The following is a 23,871-nucleotide window of genomic DNA, read 5'->3' as shown; positions in this document are numbered from 1 at the left end:
ATGAGTCATTCACTACATCCCGGCGCGGGCTACATCCCGGCGCGGGCTCAGTGGTGCGCGGCGGCCGCCGGGGTGGTGCCCGGCTTCTTGCCGCGGATCAGCCAGGTGCCCGCGAAGGCGGCCAGGCCGACGATCCCCGCCACCACGAACGCCGCGTGCAGGCCCGACGCGTCGGGGCTGCCCGCCGTCTTGTCGTCGCTGCCGAGCGTCGCCACGCTGACGAACACCGCCGTGCCGAGCGCGCCGGCCACCTGCTGCAGCGTCGAAAGGATCGCGCTGCCGTGGGAATACAGGTGTTCGGGCAGCACGCCGAGCGATTCGGTGAACAGCGGCGTCATCATCAGGCCGAGCCCGGCCATCAGCAGCACGTGGATCCCGATCACCGCGATCAGCGGCGAGTTCGGGCCCAGGATCGTGAACAGCCACAGCGAAACGGCCATCGCGCCGGCGCCGGGGATGACCAGCGGGCGCGCGCCGACCTTGTCGAACAGCGCGCCGACCGGACGGCCCAGCAGGCCCAGCACCAGCCCGCCCGGCAGCACGGCCAGGCCGCTGACGAACGTGCTCGTGTGCAGCACCGTCTGCAGGTACAGCGGCAGCATGATCGCCGCCGCGCCGATCAGGCAGACGAACAGCAGCGCGGTGAGCACCAGCGAGACGACGAAGCTGCGGTGCGTGAACGGCCGCAGGTCGAGCAGCGCCCGGTCGCGGCGCTGCAGCCGCAGCTGGCGCCAGGTGAACACGACCAGCGAGACGACGCCGACGACGATCGGCACCCACGCCGGCACCGGCGGCTCGACCCCGGCCTGTTCACCGCCGGCGGACAGCCCGTACAGCACGCCGCCGAACCCGATCGCGGACAGCAGCACCGACGGCACGTCCAGCGGCACGCGGCGCCGTTCGCTGTCCAGCTTCAGCTGCAGCGCCCCGGCCACCAGCGCGGCGATCGACAGCGGCAGCACGATCCAGAACATCCAGCGCCAGCCCAGCGACGACAGCACGGCGCCGCCGATGGTCGGGCCGATCGCGGGCGCGACCGCGATGACGATCGTGATCGTGCCCATCGTCGCGCCGCGCCGCTCCGGCGGCACCAGCCGCATCACCGACGTCATCAGCAGCGGCAGCATCACCGCCGTGCCGCACGCCTGCACCACCCGCCCGGTCATCAGCACCGCGAAGCCGGGCGCGAGCGCGCACAGCAGCGTGCCGAGGCTGAACGCGGACAGCGAGAAGAGGAAGACCTGCCGCGGCGAGAAGCGCTCCAGCAGGAACCCGGTCGTGGGGATGACGACGGCCATGGTCAGCAGGAACCCGCTGGTCAGCCACTGCACCGTCGTCGTGGGAACACGGAGGTCGACGGTCAGGTCGCGCAGCGCGACACTGAGGATCGTCTCGTTGAGGATCATCACGAACGCGGACAGAACGAGAACCCCGATGAGGAGCCCCGCCCGCGCCGGGGCGCGGTTCAGGTCGGCGGGCGGACGGGAATCGGTGTCGGTCATCGGGGTGGGAGCTCCTGGGTCGGCCGGGCCGGCTGTCCTTCGCAGTCTGCCCGTTTCCGCCCCCCGGTGTCACGGCGATTTCCGCAGTGCAGCGGGTCACACCGCACGATGGAGGAGGCCCCCGCGCACCCGCCGAAAGGCATCCGATATGCTTCCGTCAGTACCAAGTTCCGCCAGCGCGCGATTAGCTCAGCGGGAGAGCGCTTCCCTGACACGGAAGAGGTCACTGGTTCAATCCCAGTATCGCGCACCACGAGTCCACCCCCATGGACATCGTGGAAGTTGGTACCACCGGGCGATTAGCTCAGGGGGAGAGCGCTTCGTTCACACCGAAGAGGTCACTGGTTCGATCCCAGTATCGCCCACTCGAGATCGGGAGCCCCTGTTCGCGGATTGCGCGAACGGGGGTTCTCTCGTTCTGTGTCCTGTGGGGGCCGAGCCCCCACGCCCCCGCCGGGGGCGAGCCCCCGGACCCCCGGGTGGTCGCGTCAGGTGGGCGGGCGGCGGTCGGTGGTAGTCCACTTCGGACGGTTACAACAGCTTGCGCTGCAAGACGTCCGCGAGCACCGTCTCGACGATGCGCGTCAGCTCGCGCTCGTCCGGCAGCGTTCCGCGGCGGCCGGCGAACAGCAGGTGGCCGCCGCCGATCAGGGGCAGGGCCAGGGAATCCGCGTCGGCGTCCGCCGCGATGCGGCCCAGTTCGCGCTCGGCGGTCAGGTAGTCCGCGAGCATCGTGCGCGCCTCCGCCAGGATCGGCAGGCCGTCACCCGGACGGCGTAACCGCGCCCGCACCTCGTCGCGGAAGAAAACCAGGCTGACGAGCGCCAGCGACACCGGATCGAACAGCTCGGTCAGGGCGGCCGCGACGTTTTCCGCGACCGTCCGCGTTCCCGCGGCGGCCCGCAGCAGCACCGCCTGGTCCCGGAGCCGGGCGATGCGTTCCCGCACCAGCTCCGCCAGGAAGTCGTCGAAGTCCGCGAAGTACCGGTGCAGCACGCCCTTGGCGACGTCGGCCTCGGCCGTCACCGCGCGGCTGGTCAGCGCGTTCGCGCCGTCGCGCAGCAGGATCCGCTCGGCCGCGCGGAACAGCTGCCGTCGCACGTCGCGAAGGTGGACCCCGGTCGGCATGTCCCCATTCTCCGGTACGCCGCCGTCGAACGCCCGTTGCCTGAGTGGGCGAGCGCCCATTAGAGTGGGCGCATGCCCACTCAACCGCATGAAGCACGCCGCATGGCTGAATCCTTCGGCGTCGACGCCGAGCGCTACGACCGCGCGCGCCCGTCGTACCCGGAAGAGCTCGTGACCGGGGTCCGCGCCGCCAGTCCGGGGCCGGACTTCCTCGACGTCGGCTGCGGCACCGGCATCGAGGCCCGGCAGTTCGCCGCCGCCGGGTGCCGGGTGCTCGGCGTCGATCCCGACCCGCGGATGGCCGCGTTCGCGCGCGACCGGGGGACCGACGTCGAAGTCGCCACGTTCGAGGACTGGGACCCGGCCGGGCGCACGTTCGACGCGGTCGTCGCCGGACAGGCCTGGCACTGGGTCGACCCCGCCGCGGGGCCGGCCAAGGCGGCCGGCGTGCTGCGGCCCGGCGGGCTGCTCGCCGTCTTCGCCCACGTCTTCCAGCCGCCCGCCGCGGTCGCGGACGCGCTCAAGGCCGCGATGCCCGGCTCGCCGTTCACGGCGGAGCCGCGCAGTGCCGCCGAGTTGTACGAGGTCATGTTCACCCGGTTCGTCGACGGCATCCGGGCCTCGGAGAGCTTCGGCGAGCCGGAGCTGCGGCGGTTCACCTGGGAGAAGCGGTACACGCGCGAAGAATGGCTGGACTTCCTGCCGACGACCGGCGGCCTGACGCGGCTGGAGCCGGACGTCCTCGCCGACGTGCTGGCCGCGGTCGGCGCGGCGATCGAGCGTCCCTTCGTGCTGCCGTACACGACGCTGGCGGTGCTCGCGGCGAAGCCTTGACAAAAAAAGTTGTCGGTGAGAACTTGGGGGCACGCAACCGGACCGACCCACGGAGCTCCCGATGTCCTTCCAGGCCTACCTCGACAACGCCGAGAAGCAGACCGGCATCACCCCGCGCGCCTTCCTCGACCTGGCGGCGAGCAAGAACCTCACGAAGCACGCCGAGATCGTCACGTGGCTGAAGACCGACCACGGCCTCGGTCACGGCCACGCGACGGCGATCGCCCGCCTGGTGACGAAGGGCCCGGAGTTCGTGGCGGCGCACCACACCGACGGGGTGCTCCACCTCGACGGCCTGGCCGCCCGGGCGTGACCCGGGCGGTCAGCGGCCCACCGCGGCGGCCGGCTCGACGCTCGCGGGCGCCGAGGCCGCGGGGGCGCGCCGGGGCAGGAACGCGGCGACGGCCAGTGCGATCAGCGCCGCGGCCGCGCCCATCGCCAGCACCAGCCGAAACCCGTTCTGGGACGGGAGAGTCGCCGGTCCGAAGTGGATGGTCAGCCGGGCCAGCACCAAGCCGGCCGTCGCGCTCGACACCGACGTCCCGATCGACCGCATCAGCGTGTTGAGGCTGTTCGCCGCCGCGGTTTCCGAAACCGGCACCGCACCCATCACCAGCGCCGGCATGGCGCCGTACGCCAGCCCGATGCCCGCGCCGATGATGCTCGACACGACCACCAGCTGCCAGGCCGCGCTCATCAGCACGATGCCGAGCGCGTACCCGGCCGCGACGACGACCGCGCCGAGCATCAGCGTCGTCTTCGGGCCGCGCGTGCGCGAAACGCGGGCCGACACCGGGGCGAGCGCCATCATCACCAGCCCCGATGGCGCCATCACCAGGCCCACCGCCAGCATCGACTTGCCGAGCCCGTAGCCGGTCGCCGCGGGCAGCTGCAGCAGCTGGGGCAGGACCAGGGACATCGCGAACATCGCGAAGCCGAACACCGCCGACGCGATGTTCGTCAGCAGCACCTGACGCCGCGCGGTCGTGCGCAGGTCCACCAGCGGCTGCGCCGTCCGCAGCTCCCAGCGGCCCCACAGCAGCAGGACGACGACCGCGGCCGCGAACAGGCCCAGCGTCGCCGGGCTGCCCCAGCCCCAGTCGGCGCCCTTCGAAATGGCCAGCAGCAGGCAGACGAGCGCGATCGAAAGCCCGGCCGCGCCCGGGACGTCGAACCGGCCGCCCGTGCGGACCGGGGACTCCGGCACCAGCGCGACGACGAGGCCGACCACCACCAGCCCCAGCGCCGCCGCGGTCCAGAACAGCACGTGCCAGTCGGCGTTTTCCGCCAGCAGCGCCGCGGCGGGCAGCCCGAGCGCGCCGCCGACGCCGAGGGACGCGCTCATCAGCGCGGTGGCGGAACCGAGCCGCTCGGCGGGCAGTTCGTCGCGCATGATGCTGATCCCGAGCGGGATGACACCGGCCGCGAGGCCCTGCAGCGCCCGGCCGGCGACCATCGGCGCCAGGCTGTCGGACAGCGCGCCGATCGTCGAGCCCGCTACCAGTGCGCCGAGGCTGAACAGCAGCATCCGCCGCTTGCCGTACATGTCGCCGAGCCTGCCGACCGTCGGCGTCGCCACCGCGCCGGCGAGCAGGGTGGCGGTGATCGCCCAGGTGGCGTCGGCGGCGGAGGCGTGCAGCAGCCCGGGCAGGGCCGGGATCAGCGGGATGACCAGCGTCTGCATCAGTGAGACGACGATGCCCGCGAAGGCGAGGACCCCGACGACGAGGTTCGCGCGGGACGGCGCCTCGGCGGTCGGGGTGGCGGGGTCGGGCACGGGTCCTCCGTCGGGATGTCCGAATTAAAGCAGTCGCTTGACTTAGCTTAGCAGCCTTCGGTTGACTGATCACGAACCGACGGCGACCGCGGAGGAACGATGACGAGCACCGCCGAAATCCCGGGGTTCCCGATGGCACGCGCCGCGGGCTGCCCGTTCGACCCGCCGCCCGCGGCCCGCGCACTGCAGGCGGAGGCGCCGCTCGCGCGGGTCCGGCTGTGGGACGGCAGCACGCCGTGGCTGGTGACCCGCTACGCCGACCAGCGCACGCTGCTGGCCGATCCCCGGGTCAGTGCCGACGTCACGCGCCCCGGTTACCCGAGCCCGGCGCCGCTGCCGAAGGGCGGCACCGGCATCAGCTTCATCCTGATGGACAACCCCGAGCACGCGCGGCTGCGCAAGATGGTGACCGCGCCGTTCACGATCCGCCGCACCGCGGCCCTGCGCCCGGCGGTGCAGCGGATCGTCGACGACCTGATCGACGAGCTGCTGGCCGGTCCGAAGCCGGTCGACCTGGTGGAGGCGTTCGCGCTACCGGTGCCGTCACTGGTGATCTGCGAGCTGCTCGGCGTGCCCTACGCCGACCACGGGTTCTTCCAGGACAACAGCAAGGTCATCATCCGGCGCGACGCGAAGCCGGAAGAGCGCGCCGCCGGGCACCAGGCGCTCGTCGGCTACCTCGACCGGCTGGTGGGGGAGAAGCTCGAGAACCCCGCCGGCGACCTGCTGTCCGGGCTCGCCGAACGCGTGCGCGCGGGGGAGCTGTCACGGACGGAAGCGGCGCAGATGGGCGTGCTGCTGCTCATCGCCGGCCACGAAACGACGGCGAACATGATCGCCCTCGGCACGCTGGCCCTGCTGGAGCACCCGGACCAGCTGGCGCTGCTGCGCGAGTCCGACGACCCGGCGCTGGTGGCGTCGGCTGTCGAGGAACTGTTGCGGTACCTGAACATCACGCACAACGGCCGCCGCCGCGTCGCGCTCGAAGACATCGAGGTCGCGGGGGTCACCGTCCGCGCGGGCGAAGGCCTGATCATGGCCAACGACATCGCCAACCGCGACCCGTCGGCGTTCCCGGACGGCGACCGGCTCGACCTGACCCGCGACGCGCACCGGCACGTCGCCTTCGGCTTCGGCGTGCACCAGTGCCTCGGCCAGCCGCTGGCCCGGCTCGAGCTCCAGGTCGTCTACCGCACGCTCTACCGGCGGATCCCGACGCTCGCGCTGGCGACCGGCGTCGAGCGGATCCCGTTCAAGCACGACGGATCCGTGTACGGCGTGTACGAACTGCCGGTCACCTGGTGAGGCGCGTCAGACGCTCCGCAGCACCGACACGACCACGCCGAGGATCGCCGCCCGGTCGCCGTCGATGACGTCGTAGGCGGGGTTGCGGGGCTCGAGGTAGACGTGCCCGCCGCGGTGGCGGTACACCTTGACCGTCGCCTCCTCGTCGATCATCGCCGCGACGATCTGGCCGGAGTGGGCCTCGTTCTGCTGCTTGACCACGACGATGTCGCCGTCGCAGATGGCGGCGTCGATCATCGAGTCGCCGCGGACGCGCAGCCCGAAGACGGTGCCGCGCCCGGTGAGGTCGCGCGGCAGCTTCAGCACGTCGTCGACGTGCTCGACGGCCGAGATCGGCGTGCCGGCGGCGATGTCGCCGACGACCGGCACGGGGACCGAGTCGGCGTCTTCCCGTGCTTCGCCGCCCTGCAGGAACGCGCGCACGTCCATCGGGCGCGAGACGCCCACGCCGCGGCGCAGGAAGCCCTTGTCCTCCAGGCTCGCGAGGTGCTTCGAGACCGAGGACGTCGACTGCAGCCCGACCGCTTCGCCGATCTCGCGGGTGCTGGGGGAGTAGCCGTACCGGACCACCCAGTCCCGGATCGCCACGAGGATCTTCTGCTGCCGTTCCGGCAGGGCCGCGGCGTCGAGGTGCTCGAAAGTGTCGTCGTAGGTGGTCACGGGCGTGATCCTAGAGGCTCGCGTCCCTCCGGCGCCGACCGGTCCTGCCCGGCGGGTCCCGCTGACCGGAACATCGGGTGACAGTTGGCTCCTTACCAACAGGAACCGGGACTTTGCCAACTGTTGACCTCGGTAACGAATCGACGTATGGTCTAGACCACAATTTTCCTTCGCTCACAACCCTTCCCGCCGGCGGCGGGCCCCCACGGGGGCCCGGACCGCGGCTCCGCCGTGCCCGGCGGAAGGCGAGCCCGTCCCCGAAGGAGCTGGTATGAACCGCAAACTGACCGCGGCCGCCACGGGAGCCCTCCTGGCGCCGATCCTGGTGGTCGTGAACCCGGCCGGTATCGCGAGCGCACACGGCTACGTGAACTCCCCGGCCAGCCGCCAGGCGCAATGCGCGCAGGGCACCGTGTCGTGCGGCGACATCAAGTACGAGCCCCAGAGTGTCGAAGGCCCGAAGGGGCTGCGCTCCTGCAACGGCGGCAACGCGCAGTTCGCCGAGCTCAACGACGACAGCAAGGGCTGGAAGGCCGCCCCGGTCGGCACGACGGCCACCTTCACGTGGACGTTCACCGCCCGCCACCGCACGACCAACTACGAGTACTACATCGGCGGCCAGAAGGTCGCGGACATCAGCGGCAACAACGAGCAGCCGCCGCAAACCCTTTCGCACCAGGTGAACCTGTCCGGCCACACCGGACGCCAGACGGTACTGGCGGTGTGGAACATCGCGGACACGACGAACGCGTTCTACTCCTGCATCGACCTCCAGGTGGGCTGACCCCCGCCCGCCCGGGAGCACGCGTGTCTCCCGGGCGGGCGGAGTCCCCGGCGCACGCGCAGGTCGCGGCCGCGCCGGACTGCCTGGCCAGACGCGGTGCTGGTCGCCCAAGTTCGACGGGCGGGCCGGGCACTGGAGCTTCGCCGCGTCCGGCTACCTGAAGAGCAGTCACACCGGTGAGGTCGTCGCGGCGAAGAAGACCGTCATCCGGCGCTGACCACCGAGTGCGGGCCGCCGCGCGGGGCCGAGGCCGGCAGGCTAGTTTGCTCGGGTGAGTCTCCTCGATGACGTCGCCGAGCGCGATGGCTGGCGCTGCTGGGTGTGCGATGAGCCGGTCGACCCGGACATGTCGGTGAACGATCCGCGGGGGCCCAGTGTCGACAGCCGGACCGCTGATCGGAAGGCCAAGGTTCCCGAGCGGCTCGCGCACCGCGGGTGCAACACGCGCAAGGGGGCGGTCAAGGTGGTCATCGCCTGGCCGGATCGGTTGCACGTGGCCGAACCCGCGCCGCTGATCACCGTGGCCGGGCGGCTGGAGCGCAAGGGCGGGCGGGAGATGGTGGCCCGCTGCCCGACCGAGCAGGACGCGCGGGAGGCCGCGGACTGGCTGGTGGACCGGTTCTCGCGCCTGGTGCCGGGACTGCCGGTGACCGCCGACGTCCAGCCGGGTGGCGGGCAGTTCCTCGTCGTCCTGGCCGCCGGCCGCCGCTGAGCGCCGGCCGGTTCTGAGCCGCGCCACAGCACCGGCCAGGAAGCTTCGAGAGCTCGCGACGCGCGCTCTGAACCGCGGCGCGTCGACCGGCACCGCGTCCTGGATGTCCACTATGGACGTGGCGGCGGACGCGACGATGATCACCCCGGCCCCCGCGGCCGGCGCCGGTGACGCATGATGATCGGACATGATCGAAGACTTCCGCCTGCGTTCGGTCGCGGCGGCGGCGTACGGTCCGGCGGTGCTGTTCGGGCTGTCCGAAGGCGCCTTGCTGCCGGTCATCGCGCTGAGCGCGCTCGAACGCGGCGCCACCACGTCCACGGCGGCGCTGATCGCCGCGATGCTCGGCGTCGGGTCGCTGGCCGCGAACATCCCCGCCGGGGTGCTGGCGACCCGGGTCGGGGAGCGCCGGTCGATGCTCCTGGCGGCGGCCGTCCTGGTCGCGGGGGTCCTGATCTGCCTCGTCGACGTCGGCCGCGGGCCGTGGCCGCTGCTGCTCTACGGCTCCGGGGTCGTGCTGATCGGGGCGGCCGCCGCGGTCTACAGCCTGGCCCGGCAGTCGTACCTGAGTGAAGTCGTCCCGCCGCACATGCGGGCCAGGGCGTTGTCGACGCTGGGCGGGAGCATGCGGATCGGCGTGTTCCTCGGGCCGTTCGCGGGTGCCGCGGCGATGCGGTTCGCCGGGCTGCCGGGCGCGTACTACGTGAGCCTGGCCGCGATCGCCGCGGCGGCCGCGCTGGTCCTGCGCGTGCCCGACCTGGCGGTTCCTACCGACGCCCGGGCCGCCGCGCCCGTGGTCACGACGCGGGGGATGCTCAAGCAGCAGCGGCGGGTGTACGCGACGCTGGGCGTCGGGATCCTGCTGCTCTCGGCGATCCGCCAGACGCGGCAGACGGTGGTCCCGCTGTGGGCGGCGCACATCGGGCTGTCACCGACGACCGGTTCGATCATCTACGGCGTCGCCGGTGCTGTCGACGCGCTGACGTTCTACCCGGCGGGCAAGGTGATGGACCGCTACGGCCGCCGCTGGGTGGCCGTGCCCGCGACCCTCGTGCTCGGCACGTCGTTCCTGATGATGCCCTTCGCCGGCGGCGCGGCCCTGCTGACGGTGGCGGCGATGGTGATGGGCTTCGGCAACGGGATCGGCTCGGGCATCGTGATGACGCTCGGCGCCGACGTCGCCCCTCCCGCGGGCCGCCCGACCCACCTGGGCATCTGGAACGAGCTCGCGGACATCGGCACCGGCGTGGGCCCGCTGATCCTTTCGGCGGCGACCGCGCTGGCCGGCCTCGGCGCGGGGATCGCGGCCAGCGGCCTGGTGGGTTTCGCGGCGGCCGGAGCGTTGTGGAAGTGGATCCCGAGACGGGAGTGAGGACACGAGATGAGCCTGGACCTGACGAACTTCACGGCACTCAGCTTCGACTGCTACGGCACGTTGATCGATTGGGAGGCCGGGATCGCGGCCGTCCTGTCGCCGTGGGGCGCCGAGCGGGGGCTCGGCCTCTCCGACGAAGAACTGCTGGTCGCCTACGCCGCCCACGAAGCCGCCGTCGAGCGGGAAGCGCCCGCTACGCGGTACCCGGACGTGCTGGCCGAAGCGTTCCGCCGCACCGGCGCCGGTCTCGGCGCCGACGTGAGCGACGACTGGGCCGCCCGCCTCGGGCGGTCCGTGCCCGACTGGCCGGCGTTCCCGGATTCGGCCGCCGCGCTCGCCCGGCTGGCCGAGCGCTATCGGCTGATCATCCTGTCCAACGTCCACCGCGACGGGTTCGCCGGCAGCAACGAGCGCCTCCGCGGGACCTTCGCCGCGATCATCACGGCCGAGGACGTCGGCGCGTACAAGCCCGCCGGGAACCACTTCCGCGCGCTGGACGAAACCCTGCCGTCGCTGGGTGTCGAGCGCGGAGAACTGCTGCACGTGGCGCAAAGCCTGTTCCACGACCACGTTCCCGCGAAGCGCGAGGGCCTGCCGTCGGTGTGGATCAACCGGCGTCACGACCGGCCGGGGTGGGGCGCCACGCCCGCGCCGGACAGTGCGTGGTCCTACGACCTCGAAGTCCCGTCGATGGCCGCCTTCGCCGACGCCGTCGACAGCGCGTTCGCCGAAGTTCGGTGACGCCGGTCAGGGAGCGCTCACCCGGGTGGGCACCGGGCCGTACCCGGGCCAGCTGAGGCGGCCCTGTCCGGCCAGGTACTCGATGTGGGCGACGGTCTCGGCGACCGCGCCGAGCCGCATGAAGCCGATCTCCGGCCACGGGCGTGACCAGGTCAGCCGCGTGGCGATCGCCCACGGCGTCGGCTGCCCGAGTTCGCCGACGACGGCGACGATCTCCTCGCAGCGCTGCTCGTGGTGCTCCCGGAGCGAGCCGCTGCGCCGGGCCAGGCCGCGGAAGCGGTACTCGTGCGCGGGCAGCGCGTCGTGGTCGTCGAAGCCGGCGGTGCGCTCCAGCGAGCGGAGGAACTGGCCCAACGGCGGCTCGGCGGCGCCGGGCCACGAGCCGATCGCCGGGGTGATCCGGGGGAGCACGTGGTCGCCGGTGAGCAGCAGCCGGGCGTCGGGCTCCTGCAGGCACAGGTGCCCGGGGGTGTGCCCGGGCGTCCACACCGCCCGCAACCGGCGGCCGCGCACCGGGACGAGGTCGCCGTCCGCCAGCAGCACGTCGGGCTCGGGGAGCTCGTCGGCCGGGCGCGGTGCCCGGTCGAGCGCGGCCAGCAGGTCCGCGATCTCCGCCTCGGGGGCTCCGCAGCCGCGCAGCCACGTCGTGATCTCGGTCCGGGGGTCGCCGTGCTCGGCCCGGCGGCGCTGCGGCAGCGTGTCGCGTTCGGCCGGGTGCATGCCGATCCACGCGCCGGACTCCGCGCGCAGCCGGCCGGAGAGCCCGTGGTGGTCGGGGTGGACGTGCGTGATCACGATCCCGGCCACGTCGGCGGCCGACGCGCCCGCGGTCGCGAGGCCGTCGAGCAGGGCCGTCCAGCCTTCGCTGGTGTCCCAGCCGGGGTCGACGACGACCAGGCCCTCGTCGGCGGGCACGAGGTAGGACAGCGTGTAGCGCAACGGGTTGTCCGGAATGGGCACCGGTACCGACCACAGGCCGCCCGGCAGCTTCTCGACCGGCGGCCGCTGCCGGGCCAGCCAAGCGGTCTGCTGCTCGACGCCGAGCACCTCGAGCCCCGGATCGACCGGCATCACGCACCTCCCGCGAGTTACTGAACAAGGTGCGTCCAGTAATACCTCGACCATATACTGGCCGAATTCCGTTCAGCAATGACCCGCTGGGACGAGGTGAGGCGCGATGACGGGCGAGGCCGGGCGTCCCCGCGATCCCGAAGTCGACCGGCGGGTGCTGCGCGCGGCCGCGGAGGTCTTCGGGGAGGACGGCTGGGGCCGCTTCACCGTCGACTCGGTCGCCCGGCGGGCCGGGGTCGGCAAGGCGTCGATCTACCTGCGCTGGCACAACAAGCAGGAGCTGCTCGCGAGCTGCCTGGAAGCGCGGATCACCCCGGTCGCCGACATCGACACCGGCTCGGTGCGCGAGGACCTGGTGCGGCTCGCCGAGCAGCTGCTGGTCGCGTTCTTCGGCGAGTCGGGCCGGGCGACCACCCGGCTGCTGCTCGAAGCCGACCGGATCCCGGGCGTCTCCGAGCGCGTGGCGCGGCTGCGGCAGGCGCAGGTCCTCGCCGCTCGCGCGATCGTGCGGCGCGGCATCGCGCGCGGGGAGCTGCACCGCGAAACGAGCGTGACCCTGCTGCTGGACGCCGTGGTCGGCGGCTGCCTCAACCACGCGCTGGCGACCCCGGCCCACCTGCGGCCGCGGGTCGCCGCCGGGCTCGCCGACTACGCGGGCCGGCTGGTGGACTTCGTCCTCGGCGCCGTCAGCCGCTGACCGAGGCTGAGCGGGTCACGCGTCCGGCACGCGCAGGACCGCCCAGACGACTTTGCCGCCGGACTGCCGGTGGGAGCAGCCGGTGGCGACCGCGAGGTGGGTGACGAGGTGCAGGCCGCCGTGGGGTCCGCCGGGGTCGTCGCCGGGCCGGGGTAGCCGGACCGGGCGCGGATCGTCGTCGGTGACGGCGACGGTGAGGCGCCGCTGCCGCAACTCCAGCCGCAGGCGGGCGGGCGAAGTGGTGTGGAGGGCGGCGTTGGCCACGAGTTCGCCGGCGACCGTGACGGCGTGCGTGGTGACGGCGGGGATGCTCCAGTTGTGGCAGGTGTCGGTGACGAAGCGGCGTGCCGCGCGGACGCTGTTGGCCGACGGCGGCAGCCACAGTTCGGTGCGCTGCCGCGGCGCCGGTCCGTCCAGCTGCGCCAGCGCGTCCAGCACGGTCGGGCGGACGGTGAGGAATCGATCCGCCGGCGTGTTCGTGAACGACACGGCGTTCGCCGTTCCGGGCACCACGATCAGCGGCACCGCGGACCAGCGTGAAACGCGCAGCCAGACCGTGACGAACACCGTCGTCAGGTAGTCGCGCGCGATCTCGAGCGCGTCGAGGTCGGCGATCACCGCGCGCGGCTGGTCGGCCGCGCACTTCAGCAGGGCGTCGCGCAGCTGCGCGTAGGTGCGCACGGTCAGCACGCCCGAGGGGCGGATGATCGTGGCGCCCTGCATCGTGGACAGGTCGCAGCTGAGGTGGTGGTCGCCGTCCACGTACGCAGCTCGCCTTTCGCCGAAGTCGGCATCAAAAATACGGCAAGGTTCCCCGAAAGGGGAGCTTTGGCCGTAGCCAACGCATTCCGGCGAAAATCGGTGAATCGGGGACCGCCCGGATTGGTCCACAATGGACACTCGGGGTCGCGGGCGTCAGTGGGTGCCGAGCTGGGCGATGGCGTGGGCCGCGGCCCGGGCCAGCACGGGGTGCCGGTCGTGCCGGCCGGGGGTGCGGAAGTGCAGCGACAGCATGCCGAGGACGGCGCCGTCCTCGGCCAGGAGCGGGTAGGACTGCACGGCGCGGGAGCCGGCCCGGAGCAGCACCGTGCGGGTGTGGTGGCCGGCGAAGACCGGGCTGGTGCGCACGTCGTCGACGAAAGCGGGCTCGCGGGTGGCCAGAGCGACGCCGCACGCGGACGGCACGCCGGTGTCGACGGCGGCGAAGTATTCGAGGAAGGCGGCGGCGAATCCGCGGTGCTCGGTGATGCGCAGGGTCGCGGTGGCGGCGTCGTACCCCTGGAGGTCGCAGGCGTCGGCGTGCGCGAGGTGCTGGGCGGCGAAGACGATCGCCGAGCGCACGGTCGAGGGATCGGCGAGGGCGAGGAAGTCGTCAGCGGCCAGCGTCGCCGGATCGGTGCGCAGCCGCTCCCGGAAGCGGCCGAAGATCGCCCGGCGGCTGGTGCGGACTTCGGCGTCGATGACGCTTTGCTGGGCGTGCCGGACCGCTTCCCACAGGTCGCCCGGCAGCCGCTTCGGTTGGGGGTATCGGCTGCCCATCTCGCACCGCCTCGGTTCGGACGCCTGGCCGTCGATTGTCCTCGCCGAGCGCGAAATCGCCCAGGAACCGAAGCCGAACCCGGCGCCCGGCGCTCACCCCGGCGCGGAGCCGGCCTGGGTCCGGGCGGCTTCGGCCGCGGTCAGCGCCCGGTTCCACACCCGGACGTCGTCGACGCTGCCCGGCCAGAAGTCGCTGTGCCGCCCGCCGGAGACCGCGCGCCCGATCGCGAGTGGACCCGCGGCGGCGTCCCCGGCGGCCTGGTGCCACGTCTTGGCCTGCGCCACGCCGTCGACGTAGAGGGTGTAGGTGCCGGCGTCGGCGTCGTGCACGCCGGTCAGGTGGTACCAGCGACCGGCCTGCGGGGCGGCGTCCGACAGCGCCCGGCCCGAACTGGTCGAGAACGCCAGGCGGTCGTCGGCCGCGGAGTACTGCAGGTAGAAGCCGCTGCTCGGGTCGCCGTCCTGGCTGACCGCCGTCGCCCAGGAGCCCGTGCGGTCCAGCCGGACCCAGGCGCTGACCGAGTAGTTGCCCGTGGTGTCGACGACGGGGCCGCCGGTCGCCGCGTACTGGCTCGAGCCGTCGAGCTGAAGAGCGGTGCCGGACGTGCCGGGGACCCAGGCGGGGGAGCCGGTCAAGGTGGCGTCGTGCGTTCCCGCGCTGTCGTGGGCGACGGTTCCGCTTCCTTCGTCGAGGTGCCAGGCGCCGACCGGGTCCTGCCGGCCGGGCGGGTGCGCGATCTGGAGGCCCTGGCGCTGGTGCGTGGCTTCGGCCCGGCCGCCGGGGCCGCGGTAGGACGCGGTCGCGGACACCGTCGCGGCGCTGCCCGGCTCGGCACCCGCCGGCGCGGTCAGCGTGTAGCTCCACGTCCGGCTCTGGCCGGGCGGGATCGCGCCCGGCGGGCGGGTGCCGGACGTGACCGACCAGCCGTCCGGAACGGCGACACTCACCCGCGGGGAGACGAGCGGGCTGCCGGTGGTGTTCCGCACGGTCACCGTCACCGGCGTGCTCTCGCGGACTGTGATGACACCGCCTGTGTTGGCGGGACCCACGGTGATCCGAGCGTCCGGGCTCGACGGCGTCCAGGACTGCAGTTCGGTGACGCCGACGAAGGCGCCCGGCGGGTTGGTGAACACCAGCCGGACCTTGCTGGTGGTCAGCGTCGGGAAGGTGACGCGGTTGACGCCGTTGCCCACCGGGTTCGCCGGCTCCCGGACCTGGCCGGCGACTTCCCGCCAGGCTGAGCCGGTCCAGTACTCCAGCCGGTAGGCCGCGGCGGTCTTGACGCCGCCGCCGTCGTCGTAGCCGTGCCAGCGGAGGTCGCCGACCGGCGTGGGCGCGCCGAAGTCGACGCCGTAGAAGTCGCTCGGGTTCGGCGAGGAGTAGTTGGTCCAGCGGGTGTTCTCGGGGACTTCGGTGTACCAGGCCTTGCCGTCGAGCGCGTTCCACGGGTTGTCGCCTCCCCAGGTGTAGGACGTGATCGGCTTCGGGAAACCGGTGCGCAACGGGTTCGCGGCGTCGTTGACGAGGTCGTCCGGCGGGGCGAGCGCGGCGCGGCCGACGTCGATCGTGGTGGCGCGCAGGGTGGCGGAGCGCTGGACGAGCCGTCCGTCGACGTAGAGCCGCATCCCGGCGCCCTGCCCGTAGTGCTGGCCGTCGCGATCCCACAGCACGCTGACGTTGTGTCCGTGGTACGGCACGTTTTCGGCCGCGAAGTGGTCCCAGGTGGCCGGGGTGAGCGGCTGGACGCGCAGGGTGTCGTCGCTCTGCGGCCGGAGGCCGAGCAGCCCGGACAGCACGAGGTCGGTGTAGCTGGAGTGGTTGTAGTCCTCGCTGTGGTTCTGCCCGTCGTAGATCCACGCGTCGCGGTCCGGGTCGTGGGCTTCGGCGACGTAGGGCTTGCCGTTCTTGGTCTGGGTGCGGGCGTAGGTCGCCAGCGCGGCGGCGTAGTCCTCTTTGGACACGGTGGTCTGGGCGGGGTAGTCGTCGAGGAGGTTCGCCATGCCGGTCAAGGTCTGCGCGGTGGCGAAGGGCCAGCTCGGCCCGTCCCAGCGGCAGCACGAACCGGCGTCCTTCATGAAGAACGGGCTGCGGCGCTCGGTGGTGGTCGGCCCGTAGGCGCTCGCGAACCCCTGGGGGTCGAGCAGTTGTGCCCACGCCGTGCTGTCACCGGGCTGGGCGGCGCCGAACATCCACGGGAGGTAGCCGATCTGCTCCCGGCTGCCGGACAGCTTGTGGTCCGGGTTGTCGTCTCGGGCCATCGCGAAGTAGAAGCCGCGGTCCGGGTCCCACAGCCACTTCTGCAGCGCGGTCTTCAGCCGGGCGGCGCGCTGGGCGTATTCGGAGGCGAGCTTGCGGTCCCCGACCGATGCGGCGATGCGGCTGATCGCGATCGCGTCGCCGTACTGGTAGGAGTTGAGCGTCGGCCGGTAGCCGGCGCCGCCGTGGTAGGGGTTGGGCGACTCGTAGGACGAGGCGGAGAACTCCATGGCGTCCCACACCGGCACCGACCAGTACAGCCCGAGGTCGGCGCTGAACTGCTTGTCCCAGCCGCGGTATTGGCGCACCAGGGCCGGGAGCAGCTCGCGCAGCGGCCCGAAGTCCCCGGTCACCTGGGCTTGACCGTAGGCCGAAGTGGCCAGCCAGACGCTGTACTCGTGCGCCCAGTCGGTGGTGTCGGCGTTGACGTCGTCGGTGGCGGGCTTGGCGCCGGCACCGGGGCCGGTGAGCCAGAACCGGAGGTAGTCCTGGCCGTAGCCCGGATCGCGCACCCAGCGCCCCTCGGTCAGCTGGTGCCCGGCGGCCGCGTTGATCGCCTGGTAGGGCGCGGCGTACCCGCAGCAGTCGAGGAACTCCGTCGAGATCCAGCCGTCGGCGGGGTTCGTGTACCGCAGGTGCTCCTTGAAGACGCGCCACCGGTAGTAGTAGACGCTCTCCATCGTGGCGTCGGGCAGGTCCACGAACGGGATGTTCGCCTCGTACCACCCGGGATCGGCGTACCCGGCCAGCGCGGCGGAGTGGTCGAGGAAGTGGGTCCCCGAGCCGGCGACGGAACGCGCGGTGTCTTCGGCCGCGGTGGCGACGCCGGCGAGCGCGACCTGCGCGAGCAGGCCCGCGACGGCCAGCCAGGTACTTCCCCAGGACAGTCGCCGTCGCATCGGCCCTCCACGGTTTACAACGTTGTAAAACTCAGACTCGACCACTATCGCTCAGAATCGCTCAGAAGGGAACACCCGCTTCCCGGTCCGGGACGGCCCCGGCGGCCCACCGTGCGAGGATCAGCGGGAAACCCGGAGCGGACGAAGGAGCCTCAGACCTTGCCCGTGGTGCACGCGCTGTGGTCGCCGGGCCGGGGTTTGCTGCTCTGGGCCGAGCACGACCGGCGGCCGAGCGGTACGTCGAGCCGCTCGGCGCGGATCGCGCTTTCCCATCCTTTCGCGGTTTCCAGTGCGCAGCTGACCGCGCTGCACCCTGGCAAACCCACCTCGGTGACGGTGCTGCTGCCCTCGCGAGCGAGCCGGCCGCTCGCCTCCGCCGAGGCGGCGGGCGGCACGCGGCGGGGCCCGGCGCCGTCGTTGCGGCCGTGGTCGGTGCCGGCGCTGGTCGTGGACCCCGCCGAGCTGGACGACCTCGACGACTCCGCCGCCTACGGCGCTTCGGTCACCTACCTGCGAGCCGTGTCCCGCTTCGCCGCGGATCTGGTGCGGCGCGGACGGGTGCTGCCGACGCTGGTCCGCCAGGGCGACGCGGCCGAGGCCCGCTGGCGCCCGGTGCTCCAGGGCGTGGACTCCGTCGCGTTCGACGCGCTCGTCGCGGCCATGCCGCCGGTCGGCCGCGCCGAGGAGATCGCGCCGCTCACCGGGGCGTCGCCGCGCGCGCTCGTCACCGATGCCCTGCACGCCTTCGTCGACACGGCGGTGCGGGACCGGCTGGCGCGGGCGGACCCGCCGGTCGACCTGCGCGCGGACCGGGGCGCGGCCGGGGTGTGGCTGGCCGCCCTGCAGGGCGGCGATCCCCGCGTCGAGCTGCCGCTGGACGAGCTCGCCGTGGTGGCGGACGCCGTCGCGAAGTGGGACGAGGTCGCCGACACCGACGTCGTCGACGGCCGGGCGTGCTTCCGGCTGGCCGAGGTCGGCACCCTGCGCCACGCCGCCGATGACGATCCCGCCGACCAGACCGGCGACGGCACCAAGTGGCAGCTGCAGTTCCTCCTGCGCTCGACGGCCGACCCGAGCCTGCTGCTGTCGGCGGGGCAGATCTGGTCGGGCGAGGCGAACGGGCTGGTCCGGGACCCGAAGGGGCTGCTCGTCGCCGAACTGGGCCGGGCCGCGCTGGTGGAACCGATGCTGGCGCCGGCGCTGCGCCGGACGCGGCCGTCCGAATACGACCTCACCGTCGAGGAAGCCGAACACTTCCTCACCTCGGGCGCGACCCGGCTGATCGAGGCCGGGTTCGAAGCGCAGCTCCCGGCCACCTGGGACGGCCGGCGCCGGCTCGGGCTGCGCCTGTCCGTCCGCAGCACGCCGTCCGAGCAGGTCGTGGCCCGCAGCCGGGTGGGCCGCGACGAGCTGGCCGGGTTCCGCTGGTCGGTCGCGGTCGGCGACGACGAAATCGGCGAGGAGGAACTGGCCCGGCTGGTCGCGGCGAAGACCCCACTGGTGCGGCTGCGGGGCCGGTGGGTCAGCGTCGACGCCGACCGGCTCCGCGCCGGGCTCGAGTTCCTGCGCCGCGACCCGCACCGGCAGCCCGTGCGCCCCACCGCGGCCGAGCTGCTGGAGCTGGTCAACCTCGGGCTCGAGACGCCGCTCCCGGTCACCGGCGTCCGCGCCGGCGGCTGGGTCGGGGACGTCCTGGCCGGGCGGGTCCACCGGACGCTGCGGCCGGTCGCGCTGCCGCCGTCGTTCCGCGCCACGCTCCGCCCCTACCAGCAGCGCGGTGTCGCGTGGCTCGCGTTCATGTCGGCGCTGGGGCTCGGCGCGTGCCTGGCCGACGACATGGGCCTCGGCAAGACCGTCCAGACGCTGGCGCTCGAGGCCGCCGAGCGGGCGGACGGCGATCGCCAGCCGACGCTGGTGCTGTGCCCGATGTCGCTGGTCGGCATGTGGCAGCGGGAGGCGGCGGACTTCGCACCCGGCCTGCGCGTCCTCGCCCACCACGGCAGCGCCCGCGCGAGCGGGGACGCGCTCGCCGAGCAGGTCGACGCGGCCGACCTCGTCGTCACGACCTACGCCACCGCCGCCCGTGACGCCGGCGAGCTCGAGAAGGTCACCTGGCGGCGCCTGGTGCTCGACGAAGCCCATGCCGTCAAGAACGCCGACACCGCGACGGCCAAGGCGGTGCGGCGGTTCACCGCCGGGCACCGGCTCGCGCTGACCGGCACCCCGGTGGAGAACCGGCTGGCCGACCTGTGGTCGGTGCTGGACCTGCTCAACCCCGGGCTGCTCGGCAGCCGGTTCGAGTTCCGGCAACGGTTCGCGGCCCCGATCGAGCGCGGCGGCGACACCGCCGCGGCGGCCGCGTTGCGCCGGCTCACGCAGCCGTACCTGCTGCGCCGGGTGAAGACGGACCCCGCGATCGTCCCGGAGCTCCCGGAAAAGCTCGAGATCCGGCAGGAGTACCGGCTCACCCGCGAACAGGGCACGCTGTACCGCGCGATCGTCGAAGAGATGATGAAGAAGATCGAGAACAGCCACGGCATCAAGCGCCGCGGCAACGTCCTCGCCGCGATCACGAAGCTCAAGCAGGTCTGCAACCACCCCGCGCACCTGCTGCACGACGGTTCCCCGATCGGCGACCGCTCCGGCAAGGTCAACCGGCTCGAAGAGATCCTGGCGGAAATCCTGGCGGCGGGCGATCGGGTGCTGTGCTTCACGCAGTACACCGAATTCGGGCACCTGCTCGTGCCGCACCTGTCGGACCGGCTCGGCACCGAAGTCGCGTTCCTGCACGGGAGCCTGGCCAAGGGGGCGCGGGACGCGATCGTGGACCGCTTCCAGTCCGGCGACGGCCCGCGGATCCTCCTGCTCTCGCTCAAGGCGGGCGGCTCCGGGCTCACGCTGACCGCCGCCAGCCAGGTCCTGCACCTGGACCGCTGGTGGAACCCGGCCGTGGAGAACCAGGCCACCGACCGGGCGTTCCGGATCGGGCAGGGCCGGAACGTCCAGGTCCGGAAGTTCCTGTGCCCGGGCACCATCGAGGACCGGATCGACACCCTGATCGCCAAGAAACGCGCGCTCGCGGGCATGGTCGTCGGCGAGGGGGAAAGCTGGCTCACCGAACTGTCCACGGACGCGCTGCGCGGGGTGCTGGCGCTGGGGGAGGAGGCGCTCGATGACTGAGCCACTCCCGTGGTGGGCGACCCGGTTCCTGCGCGCGTTGACGGCGATCGGCGTCCTCCTGCCCGCACCCGGCCGAGGCCGCGTCGTGTCGTTGGAGGTCGGCGCCGGCCGCGTCGACGCCGAGGTGCGGGACGAGCGGGCGCACCAGGTGCGGATCGGGCTCACGGCGTTCGGGAAAGCGGACTGGGCGGCGATCACCCACGCCCTCGCCGCGAAGGCGTCGGCCACGGTGCTGCTGCTCAGCGGCGAACTTCCCCGCGACGTCGAGCAGATCTTCAAAGCCGTGCGGTTGCCGCTGTTCCCGTCGTCGGCGCGGGAGGTGTCCCTGGACTGCACCTGCTCGGCCGTCGAGGTGCCGTGCGGTCACCTGAACGCCGTGTTCTCCGCCCTCGTGGCGCGGGTCGGCGAGGATCCGTTCACCGTCCTCGCGCTGCGCGGCCGGAACCGCGAAGCGCTGCTCGAGGACCTGAAGAACCGGCTGATCTCCGCCGAGCCGCTCGACCCGGACGACCAGTCCCCGGCCCTGACCGATGTCATGGACACGTTCTTCGACAGCGGTCAGGCTCCTGGTCTGGGCGGCGCGGCACCGTTGCACGGACCACGGACGGCGCCCGGCGCGGTGCTGGACCAGGCCCCGCCGTTCGCGCTCACGGCGGGCGGCGAAGACGTCGCCGAGCTGCTCCGGCCGGTGTACCGCGCCCTCGCGTCCGATGAGCACGGCGTCGGCTAGGGCCGCCGCCACACCGCTCCGCGCTGCTCGTACTCCAGCACGGACTCGACGCCGGCGGCGACGGACGAGCCCAGTTCGCGGGTGACCAGCCACAGGGCGAGATCCAGGCCCGAGGTGACGCCGCCCGCGGTGACGAGGTCGCCGTCGTCGACCACGCGGGCGTCGATCACCTGGGTCTGCCGGGCGGCGAGGTCCGCCTTCGCGAGGTGGTGCGTGGTGCACGGGCGGCCCTGGGTCAGGCCCGCCGCGGCGAGGACCATCACGCCGGTGCAGACCCCGGTCACGAGCACGCCGGCCCGGTGCGCGCGGGCGAGATCGCGCAGCACGGTCTTGTCCTTGGCCAGTGCGTTGACGCCCGGGCCGTCCTTCATGGCGTAGCCGCCGCCGGGCACGATCAGGATGTCGCCGGCAGTCGGGTTCCAGGCCGCCGGGACGGCGAACCTCGTGCCGAACGTCCCGGTGACCTCGCCGGGTGAGCCGGGTTTCACGAGCGTCACCTGGACTTCCGCGCCTTGGTGGCCGGCGTGGCCCAGCACGGCGACGGGACCGATGACGTCCTGCTCCTCGACCCCGTCGAACACCAGGATCTGCACCCGCAGCGGCCCGGATCTGGTCTCGCCCTCAGCGGTTCCTGCCCCGCCCACGGCGAAGGCCGCGGCTCCGGTCGAAGCGGCGGAGATCCGGAGAAAGTCCCTGCGGTGCATGCGGTGGCCTTCCTGTCGACGGCGTTCGCTCTACAGGTCGGCCACCTCCGCGCCGGAGTTCCCGGGATTTCGCCATCGTCAGTGCCGGATGTCGAGGACGAGGCGGAACCGCGCGTCGCCGGACAGCATGCGCTCGTACGCCTTCGGCGCCTCCGAAAACGGCATGATCTCGTTGCGGCTGAGGATTCCCCGTCCGTGCGCCAGCCGGAGGCTGTCCTCGTTCTCGATCGACGTCCCGGTGAGGGCGCCGGTCACCGAGCGCGTGCCGAAGATGAGCGACGGCGTCCGGACCTCGATGGGGTCCGGTGCGGCCCCGACGACCAGCAGCTGCCCGCGGGTGCCGAGCCCGGCGACCAGCGGGGACATCGACGCGCCGCTGGCCGCCGTCGCGACGATGGCCGCGGCGCCGCCGAGCCGGGTCAGTGCCTCGCCCGGGTCGGTGGCGGTGCTGTCGATGTACTCGTCGGCGCCGAGTTCTTCGGCCAGCCGGGCTTTCCCGGTGCCGCGGGCGATCGCCGCCACGCGGTAGCCGAGCGCCTTGGCGTACTGGATGCCGAGGTGGCCGAGGCCGCCGATGCCCTGCACCGCGACGAGTGACCCCGGCCGCGCGCCGGCGGTGAGCAGCGCGCGGTAGACGGTCAGCCCGGCGCACAGCAGCGGTGCGACGTCGAGCGCGCGGGCGCCGTCGGGGATGCGGACCAGCCCGGTGGCGCGGGCGTAGGCGACCTCGGCGTAGCCGCCGTCGGTCGTCGTGCCGGTCCAGGGCTGGTCGGTGCAGTTGACGAAGTCGCCGCGGCGGCAGTTCTCGCACTGCCCGCAGTGACCGTTGAGGTAGCCGACGCCCACCCGGTCGCCGGGCGCCCACGCCGTCACGCCGGCGCCGGTCGCGTCGACGACGCCGACGATTTCGTGGCCGGGCACGACCGGCCTCGCCGGGTCGGCACGCAGGCCCTCGACGGCGAGGGTGTCGCTGTGGCAGACCCCGCAGGCCTCGACGCGCAGGCGCACTTCACCCGGCAGCGGGTCGCGGAGTTCGCGCTCGGCCAGGACGAACTCGCGCTGCCCGGTCACTTCGAACGCACGGTAGGACATCACGGGGCTCCCAACGGGGTGCGGACCTGGCGATCGAGGTCGCGCAGGACGGGGAGGAAGGCTTCGGAGAAGGTGGGGAACGGCTGGACGACGCCCGCGGCGATCGCGGCCGCGGTGTGTTCGCCGGGGGCGCCACCGCGGAGGACGATGGCGCCGAAATCGCGCTGAGCCATGGTTTCCCCCTTCCGGGGATCCGGTGCGGATCAAGCGTCCTGGTGCCGCGCCATGTATTCCGCGTACCAGACCGGCCATTCCTCGTCGTACTGCCCGGTCTCCTTCTCGTGCTCGCCGTGCGCGGCCGCGGCGTCGCGCAGCGCCCGCTCCAGCTTCGCCGTCGAGCCGTAGGCCACGCCGGTGACCCGGCCCGGCAGCCGGTCGGTGATCTCCTGCAGCAGCCAGGTGTTGCCGTCCGGGTCGCTGAACGACGCGAACGACGAGTAGGTGCCGCGGTCGGGGTGGATGCCGGGGGCGAACGCGCCGGTCGCGTCGCGGTGGAACACCTCGGTCACGTCGGCGCCGTGGCCGGCGAGCTCGGCGCGGGCCGCCTCGACGTCGTCGACGACGAGGTAGGTGCCGCGGACCGAACCCGGGGCGGCGTCGGTGATCCCGCGGCCGAACTGGATCGACGCCGCGGATCCCGGCGGGGTGAGCTGCACGATCCGGGTTTCGCCGAAAACGATGTCGGCGTCTTCGCGCCAGCCGAGTGCCGTGTAGAAGTGCTTGGACCGGTCGACGTCGGTGACGGGCAGGACGACGACTTCGAGCTTCATGTCCATGATCGGATTCCTTCCGGGGTGGCGGCGGGCCTCGCCGCTCGCCACCACTGTCGTCCGCCCCGCGGCCGGTTCGCCCCCGTGAGACACCCTGGTCCGCCCACCGGCAAG

Annotated in this window: 22 protein-coding genes and 2 tRNA genes; 12 read left to right on the top strand and 12 right to left on the bottom strand. The window is 72.9% G+C overall.

Annotated features, from left to right (window positions below; all coding sequences use genetic code 11):
* Positions 1 to 47: 47 nt before the first annotated feature.
* The gene (locus SD460_RS28810) at positions 48 to 1,502 is read right to left on the bottom strand and encodes an MDR family MFS transporter (RefSeq protein WP_290063150.1); all 1,455 of its coding nucleotides are present in this window, start codon (positions 1,500 to 1,502) and stop codon (positions 48 to 50) included.
* A gap of 178 nt (positions 1,503 to 1,680) precedes the next feature.
* On the opposite strand from SD460_RS28810, the gene SD460_RS28805 reads away from it, so the two are divergent.
* Both SD460_RS28805 and SD460_RS28800 read left to right on the top strand, forming a co-directional pair.
* Positions 1,681 to 1,755 (top strand) — tRNA-Val (locus SD460_RS28805).
* A 40-nt stretch (positions 1,756 to 1,795) separates the two neighbouring features.
* Positions 1,796 to 1,867 (top strand) — tRNA-Val (locus SD460_RS28800).
* 166 nt (positions 1,868 to 2,033) lie between these two features.
* Here SD460_RS28800 and SD460_RS28795 read toward each other — a convergent pair.
* Entirely contained in the window at positions 2,034 to 2,630 is a 597-nt protein-coding gene (locus SD460_RS28795) for a TetR/AcrR family transcriptional regulator (RefSeq protein ID WP_290062016.1), read from the bottom strand.
* 102 nt (positions 2,631 to 2,732) lie between these two features.
* Between SD460_RS28795 and SD460_RS28790 the strand changes: the two genes are divergently transcribed.
* A complete protein-coding gene (locus SD460_RS28790; RefSeq protein ID WP_318306989.1) occupies positions 2,733 to 3,464 on the top strand; it encodes a class I SAM-dependent methyltransferase in 732 nt (243 codons plus the stop codon).
* A 61-nt stretch (positions 3,465 to 3,525) separates the two neighbouring features.
* Entirely contained in the window at positions 3,526 to 3,777 is a 252-nt protein-coding gene (locus SD460_RS28785) for a DUF4287 domain-containing protein (protein ID WP_290062018.1), read from the top strand.
* Between the two features lie 9 nt (positions 3,778 to 3,786).
* On the opposite strand, the gene SD460_RS28780 is transcribed toward SD460_RS28785, so the two are convergent.
* Complete coding sequence (locus SD460_RS28780) at positions 3,787 to 5,241, bottom strand: MFS transporter (RefSeq protein ID WP_318306988.1); 1,455 nt, start codon at positions 5,239 to 5,241, stop codon at positions 3,787 to 3,789.
* A 99-nt stretch (positions 5,242 to 5,340) separates the two neighbouring features.
* Here SD460_RS28780 and SD460_RS28775 point away from each other — a divergent pair, with 99 nt between their 5' ends.
* Positions 5,341 to 6,546, top strand: a complete 1,206-nt coding sequence (locus SD460_RS28775) for a cytochrome P450 (RefSeq protein WP_290060835.1) — start codon at positions 5,341 to 5,343, stop codon at positions 6,544 to 6,546.
* A gap of 6 nt (positions 6,547 to 6,552) precedes the next feature.
* On the opposite strand, the gene lexA is transcribed toward SD460_RS28775, so the two are convergent.
* Positions 6,553 to 7,206 (bottom strand): transcriptional repressor LexA, encoded by a 654-nt coding sequence (lexA, locus tag SD460_RS28770; protein WP_290060832.1) that lies wholly within the window; start codon positions 7,204 to 7,206, stop codon positions 6,553 to 6,555.
* Positions 7,207 to 7,477: 271 nt separating this feature from the next.
* On the opposite strand from lexA, the gene SD460_RS28765 reads away from it, so the two are divergent.
* The 4 genes from SD460_RS28765 to SD460_RS28750 all read left to right on the top strand — a co-directional run bounded on the left by SD460_RS28765 (position 7,478) and on the right by SD460_RS28750 (position 10,818).
* Positions 7,478 to 7,990 (top strand): lytic polysaccharide monooxygenase auxiliary activity family 9 protein, encoded by a 513-nt coding sequence (locus SD460_RS28765; RefSeq protein ID WP_290060829.1) that lies wholly within the window; start codon positions 7,478 to 7,480, stop codon positions 7,988 to 7,990.
* Positions 7,991 to 8,261: 271 nt separating this feature from the next.
* Positions 8,262 to 8,702, top strand: coding sequence for a hypothetical protein (locus tag SD460_RS28760; RefSeq protein WP_290060826.1), 441 nt, complete (start codon positions 8,262 to 8,264; stop codon positions 8,700 to 8,702).
* 187 nt (positions 8,703 to 8,889) lie between these two features.
* Positions 8,890 to 10,074, top strand: coding sequence for an MFS transporter (locus tag SD460_RS28755; RefSeq protein WP_290060824.1), 1,185 nt, complete (start codon positions 8,890 to 8,892; stop codon positions 10,072 to 10,074).
* A 9-nt stretch (positions 10,075 to 10,083) separates the two neighbouring features.
* The gene (locus SD460_RS28750; RefSeq protein WP_290060822.1) at positions 10,084 to 10,818 is read left to right on the top strand and encodes a haloacid dehalogenase type II; all 735 of its coding nucleotides are present in this window, start codon (positions 10,084 to 10,086) and stop codon (positions 10,816 to 10,818) included.
* A gap of 6 nt (positions 10,819 to 10,824) precedes the next feature.
* Here SD460_RS28750 and SD460_RS28745 read toward each other — a convergent pair whose 3' ends face one another.
* Positions 10,825 to 11,889: an MBL fold metallo-hydrolase gene (locus tag SD460_RS28745; RefSeq protein WP_318306987.1), complete on the bottom strand. Its 1,065-nt coding sequence runs from the start codon at positions 11,887 to 11,889 to the stop codon at positions 10,825 to 10,827.
* A gap of 106 nt (positions 11,890 to 11,995) precedes the next feature.
* Between SD460_RS28745 and SD460_RS28740 the strand changes: the two genes are divergently transcribed.
* The gene (locus SD460_RS28740; protein WP_290060818.1) at positions 11,996 to 12,586 is read left to right on the top strand and encodes a TetR/AcrR family transcriptional regulator; all 591 of its coding nucleotides are present in this window, start codon (positions 11,996 to 11,998) and stop codon (positions 12,584 to 12,586) included.
* Between the two features lie 15 nt (positions 12,587 to 12,601).
* Here the strand turns inward: SD460_RS28740 and SD460_RS28735 are convergent, their stop codons facing one another.
* The 3 genes from SD460_RS28735 to SD460_RS28725 form a co-directional block, all read right to left on the bottom strand.
* Positions 12,602 to 13,348, bottom strand: a complete 747-nt coding sequence (locus tag SD460_RS28735) for an ATP-binding protein (protein ID WP_318306986.1) — start codon at positions 13,346 to 13,348, stop codon at positions 12,602 to 12,604.
* Between the two features lie 153 nt (positions 13,349 to 13,501).
* Entirely contained in the window at positions 13,502 to 14,125 is a 624-nt protein-coding gene (locus SD460_RS28730) for a GAF domain-containing protein (RefSeq protein WP_318306985.1), read from the bottom strand.
* 93 nt (positions 14,126 to 14,218) lie between these two features.
* Complete coding sequence (locus SD460_RS28725) at positions 14,219 to 17,281, bottom strand: MGH1-like glycoside hydrolase domain-containing protein (RefSeq protein WP_290060808.1); 3,063 nt, start codon at positions 17,279 to 17,281, stop codon at positions 14,219 to 14,221.
* 159 nt (positions 17,282 to 17,440) lie between these two features.
* On the opposite strand from SD460_RS28725, the gene SD460_RS28720 reads away from it, so the two are divergent.
* Both SD460_RS28720 and SD460_RS28715 read left to right on the top strand, forming a co-directional pair.
* Positions 17,441 to 20,461, top strand: coding sequence for a DEAD/DEAH box helicase (locus SD460_RS28720; RefSeq protein WP_318306984.1), 3,021 nt, complete (start codon positions 17,441 to 17,443; stop codon positions 20,459 to 20,461).
* A complete protein-coding gene (locus SD460_RS28715; protein WP_290061570.1) occupies positions 20,454 to 21,191 on the top strand; it encodes an SWIM zinc finger family protein in 738 nt (245 codons plus the stop codon). Before SD460_RS28720 ends, SD460_RS28715 begins: the two co-directional genes overlap by 8 nt.
* On the opposite strand, the gene SD460_RS28710 is transcribed toward SD460_RS28715, so the two are convergent.
* From SD460_RS28710 to SD460_RS28695, 4 genes are all read right to left on the bottom strand, one after another.
* Positions 21,188 to 21,895, bottom strand: a complete 708-nt coding sequence (locus SD460_RS28710; protein ID WP_290061571.1) for a DJ-1/PfpI family protein — start codon at positions 21,893 to 21,895, stop codon at positions 21,188 to 21,190. The genes SD460_RS28715 and SD460_RS28710 overlap by 4 nt on opposite strands.
* 78 nt (positions 21,896 to 21,973) lie before the next feature.
* On the bottom strand, positions 21,974 to 22,987 hold the full coding sequence (locus SD460_RS28705) for an alcohol dehydrogenase catalytic domain-containing protein (protein WP_290061572.1): 1,014 nt from the start codon (positions 22,985 to 22,987) through the stop codon (positions 21,974 to 21,976).
* Positions 22,987 to 23,160, bottom strand: a complete 174-nt coding sequence (locus tag SD460_RS28700; protein ID WP_290061573.1) for a hypothetical protein — start codon at positions 23,158 to 23,160, stop codon at positions 22,987 to 22,989. The genes SD460_RS28705 and SD460_RS28700 overlap by 1 nt, the downstream gene beginning before the upstream one ends.
* A gap of 30 nt (positions 23,161 to 23,190) precedes the next feature.
* Entirely contained in the window at positions 23,191 to 23,763 is a 573-nt protein-coding gene (locus tag SD460_RS28695) for a VOC family protein (protein WP_290061574.1), read from the bottom strand.
* Positions 23,764 to 23,871: the final 108 nt, after the last annotated feature.

It is taken from the genome of Amycolatopsis solani, assembly GCF_033441515.1.
Classification (GTDB): Bacteria; Actinomycetota; Actinomycetes; order Mycobacteriales; family Pseudonocardiaceae; genus Amycolatopsis; species Amycolatopsis solani.
Note: the sequence above shows the minus strand (reverse complement) of the source record. Positions and strands in the feature narration are given on the sequence as shown.

What these genes read in the sequence shown, in the direction of transcription:
- SD460_RS28810 (WP_290063150.1), bottom strand. Translation starts at nt 1,502, where the DNA reads ATGACCGACACCGATTCCCGTCCGCCCGCCGACCTGAACCGCGCCCCG.
- SD460_RS28795 (WP_290062016.1), bottom strand. Translation starts at nt 2,630, where the DNA reads ATGCCGACCGGGGTCCACCTTCGCGACGTGCGACGGCAGCTGTTCCGC.
- SD460_RS28790 (WP_318306989.1), top strand. Translation starts at nt 2,733, where the DNA reads ATGGCTGAATCCTTCGGCGTCGACGCCGAGCGCTACGACCGCGCGCGC.
- SD460_RS28785 (WP_290062018.1), top strand. Translation starts at nt 3,526, where the DNA reads ATGTCCTTCCAGGCCTACCTCGACAACGCCGAGAAGCAGACCGGCATC.
- SD460_RS28775 (WP_290060835.1), top strand. Translation starts at nt 5,341, where the DNA reads ATGACGAGCACCGCCGAAATCCCGGGGTTCCCGATGGCACGCGCCGCG.
- SD460_RS28765 (WP_290060829.1), top strand. Translation starts at nt 7,478, where the DNA reads ATGAACCGCAAACTGACCGCGGCCGCCACGGGAGCCCTCCTGGCGCCG.
- SD460_RS28755 (WP_290060824.1), top strand. Translation starts at nt 8,890, where the DNA reads ATGATCGAAGACTTCCGCCTGCGTTCGGTCGCGGCGGCGGCGTACGGT.
- SD460_RS28750 (WP_290060822.1), top strand. Translation starts at nt 10,084, where the DNA reads ATGAGCCTGGACCTGACGAACTTCACGGCACTCAGCTTCGACTGCTAC.
- SD460_RS28745 (WP_318306987.1), bottom strand. Translation starts at nt 11,889, where the DNA reads ATGCCGGTCGATCCGGGGCTCGAGGTGCTCGGCGTCGAGCAGCAGACC.
- SD460_RS28740 (WP_290060818.1), top strand. Translation starts at nt 11,996, where the DNA reads ATGACGGGCGAGGCCGGGCGTCCCCGCGATCCCGAAGTCGACCGGCGG.
- SD460_RS28730 (WP_318306985.1), bottom strand. Translation starts at nt 14,125, where the DNA reads ATGGGCAGCCGATACCCCCAACCGAAGCGGCTGCCGGGCGACCTGTGG.
- SD460_RS28725 (WP_290060808.1), bottom strand. Translation starts at nt 17,281, where the DNA reads ATGCGACGGCGACTGTCCTGGGGAAGTACCTGGCTGGCCGTCGCGGGC.
- SD460_RS28715 (WP_290061570.1), top strand. Translation starts at nt 20,454, where the DNA reads ATGACTGAGCCACTCCCGTGGTGGGCGACCCGGTTCCTGCGCGCGTTG.
- SD460_RS28710 (WP_290061571.1), bottom strand. Translation starts at nt 21,895, where the DNA reads ATGCACCGCAGGGACTTTCTCCGGATCTCCGCCGCTTCGACCGGAGCC.
- SD460_RS28705 (WP_290061572.1), bottom strand. Translation starts at nt 22,987, where the DNA reads ATGTCCTACCGTGCGTTCGAAGTGACCGGGCAGCGCGAGTTCGTCCTG.
- SD460_RS28700 (WP_290061573.1), bottom strand. Translation starts at nt 23,160, where the DNA reads ATGGCTCAGCGCGATTTCGGCGCCATCGTCCTCCGCGGTGGCGCCCCC.
- SD460_RS28695 (WP_290061574.1), bottom strand. Translation starts at nt 23,763, where the DNA reads ATGGACATGAAGCTCGAAGTCGTCGTCCTGCCCGTCACCGACGTCGAC.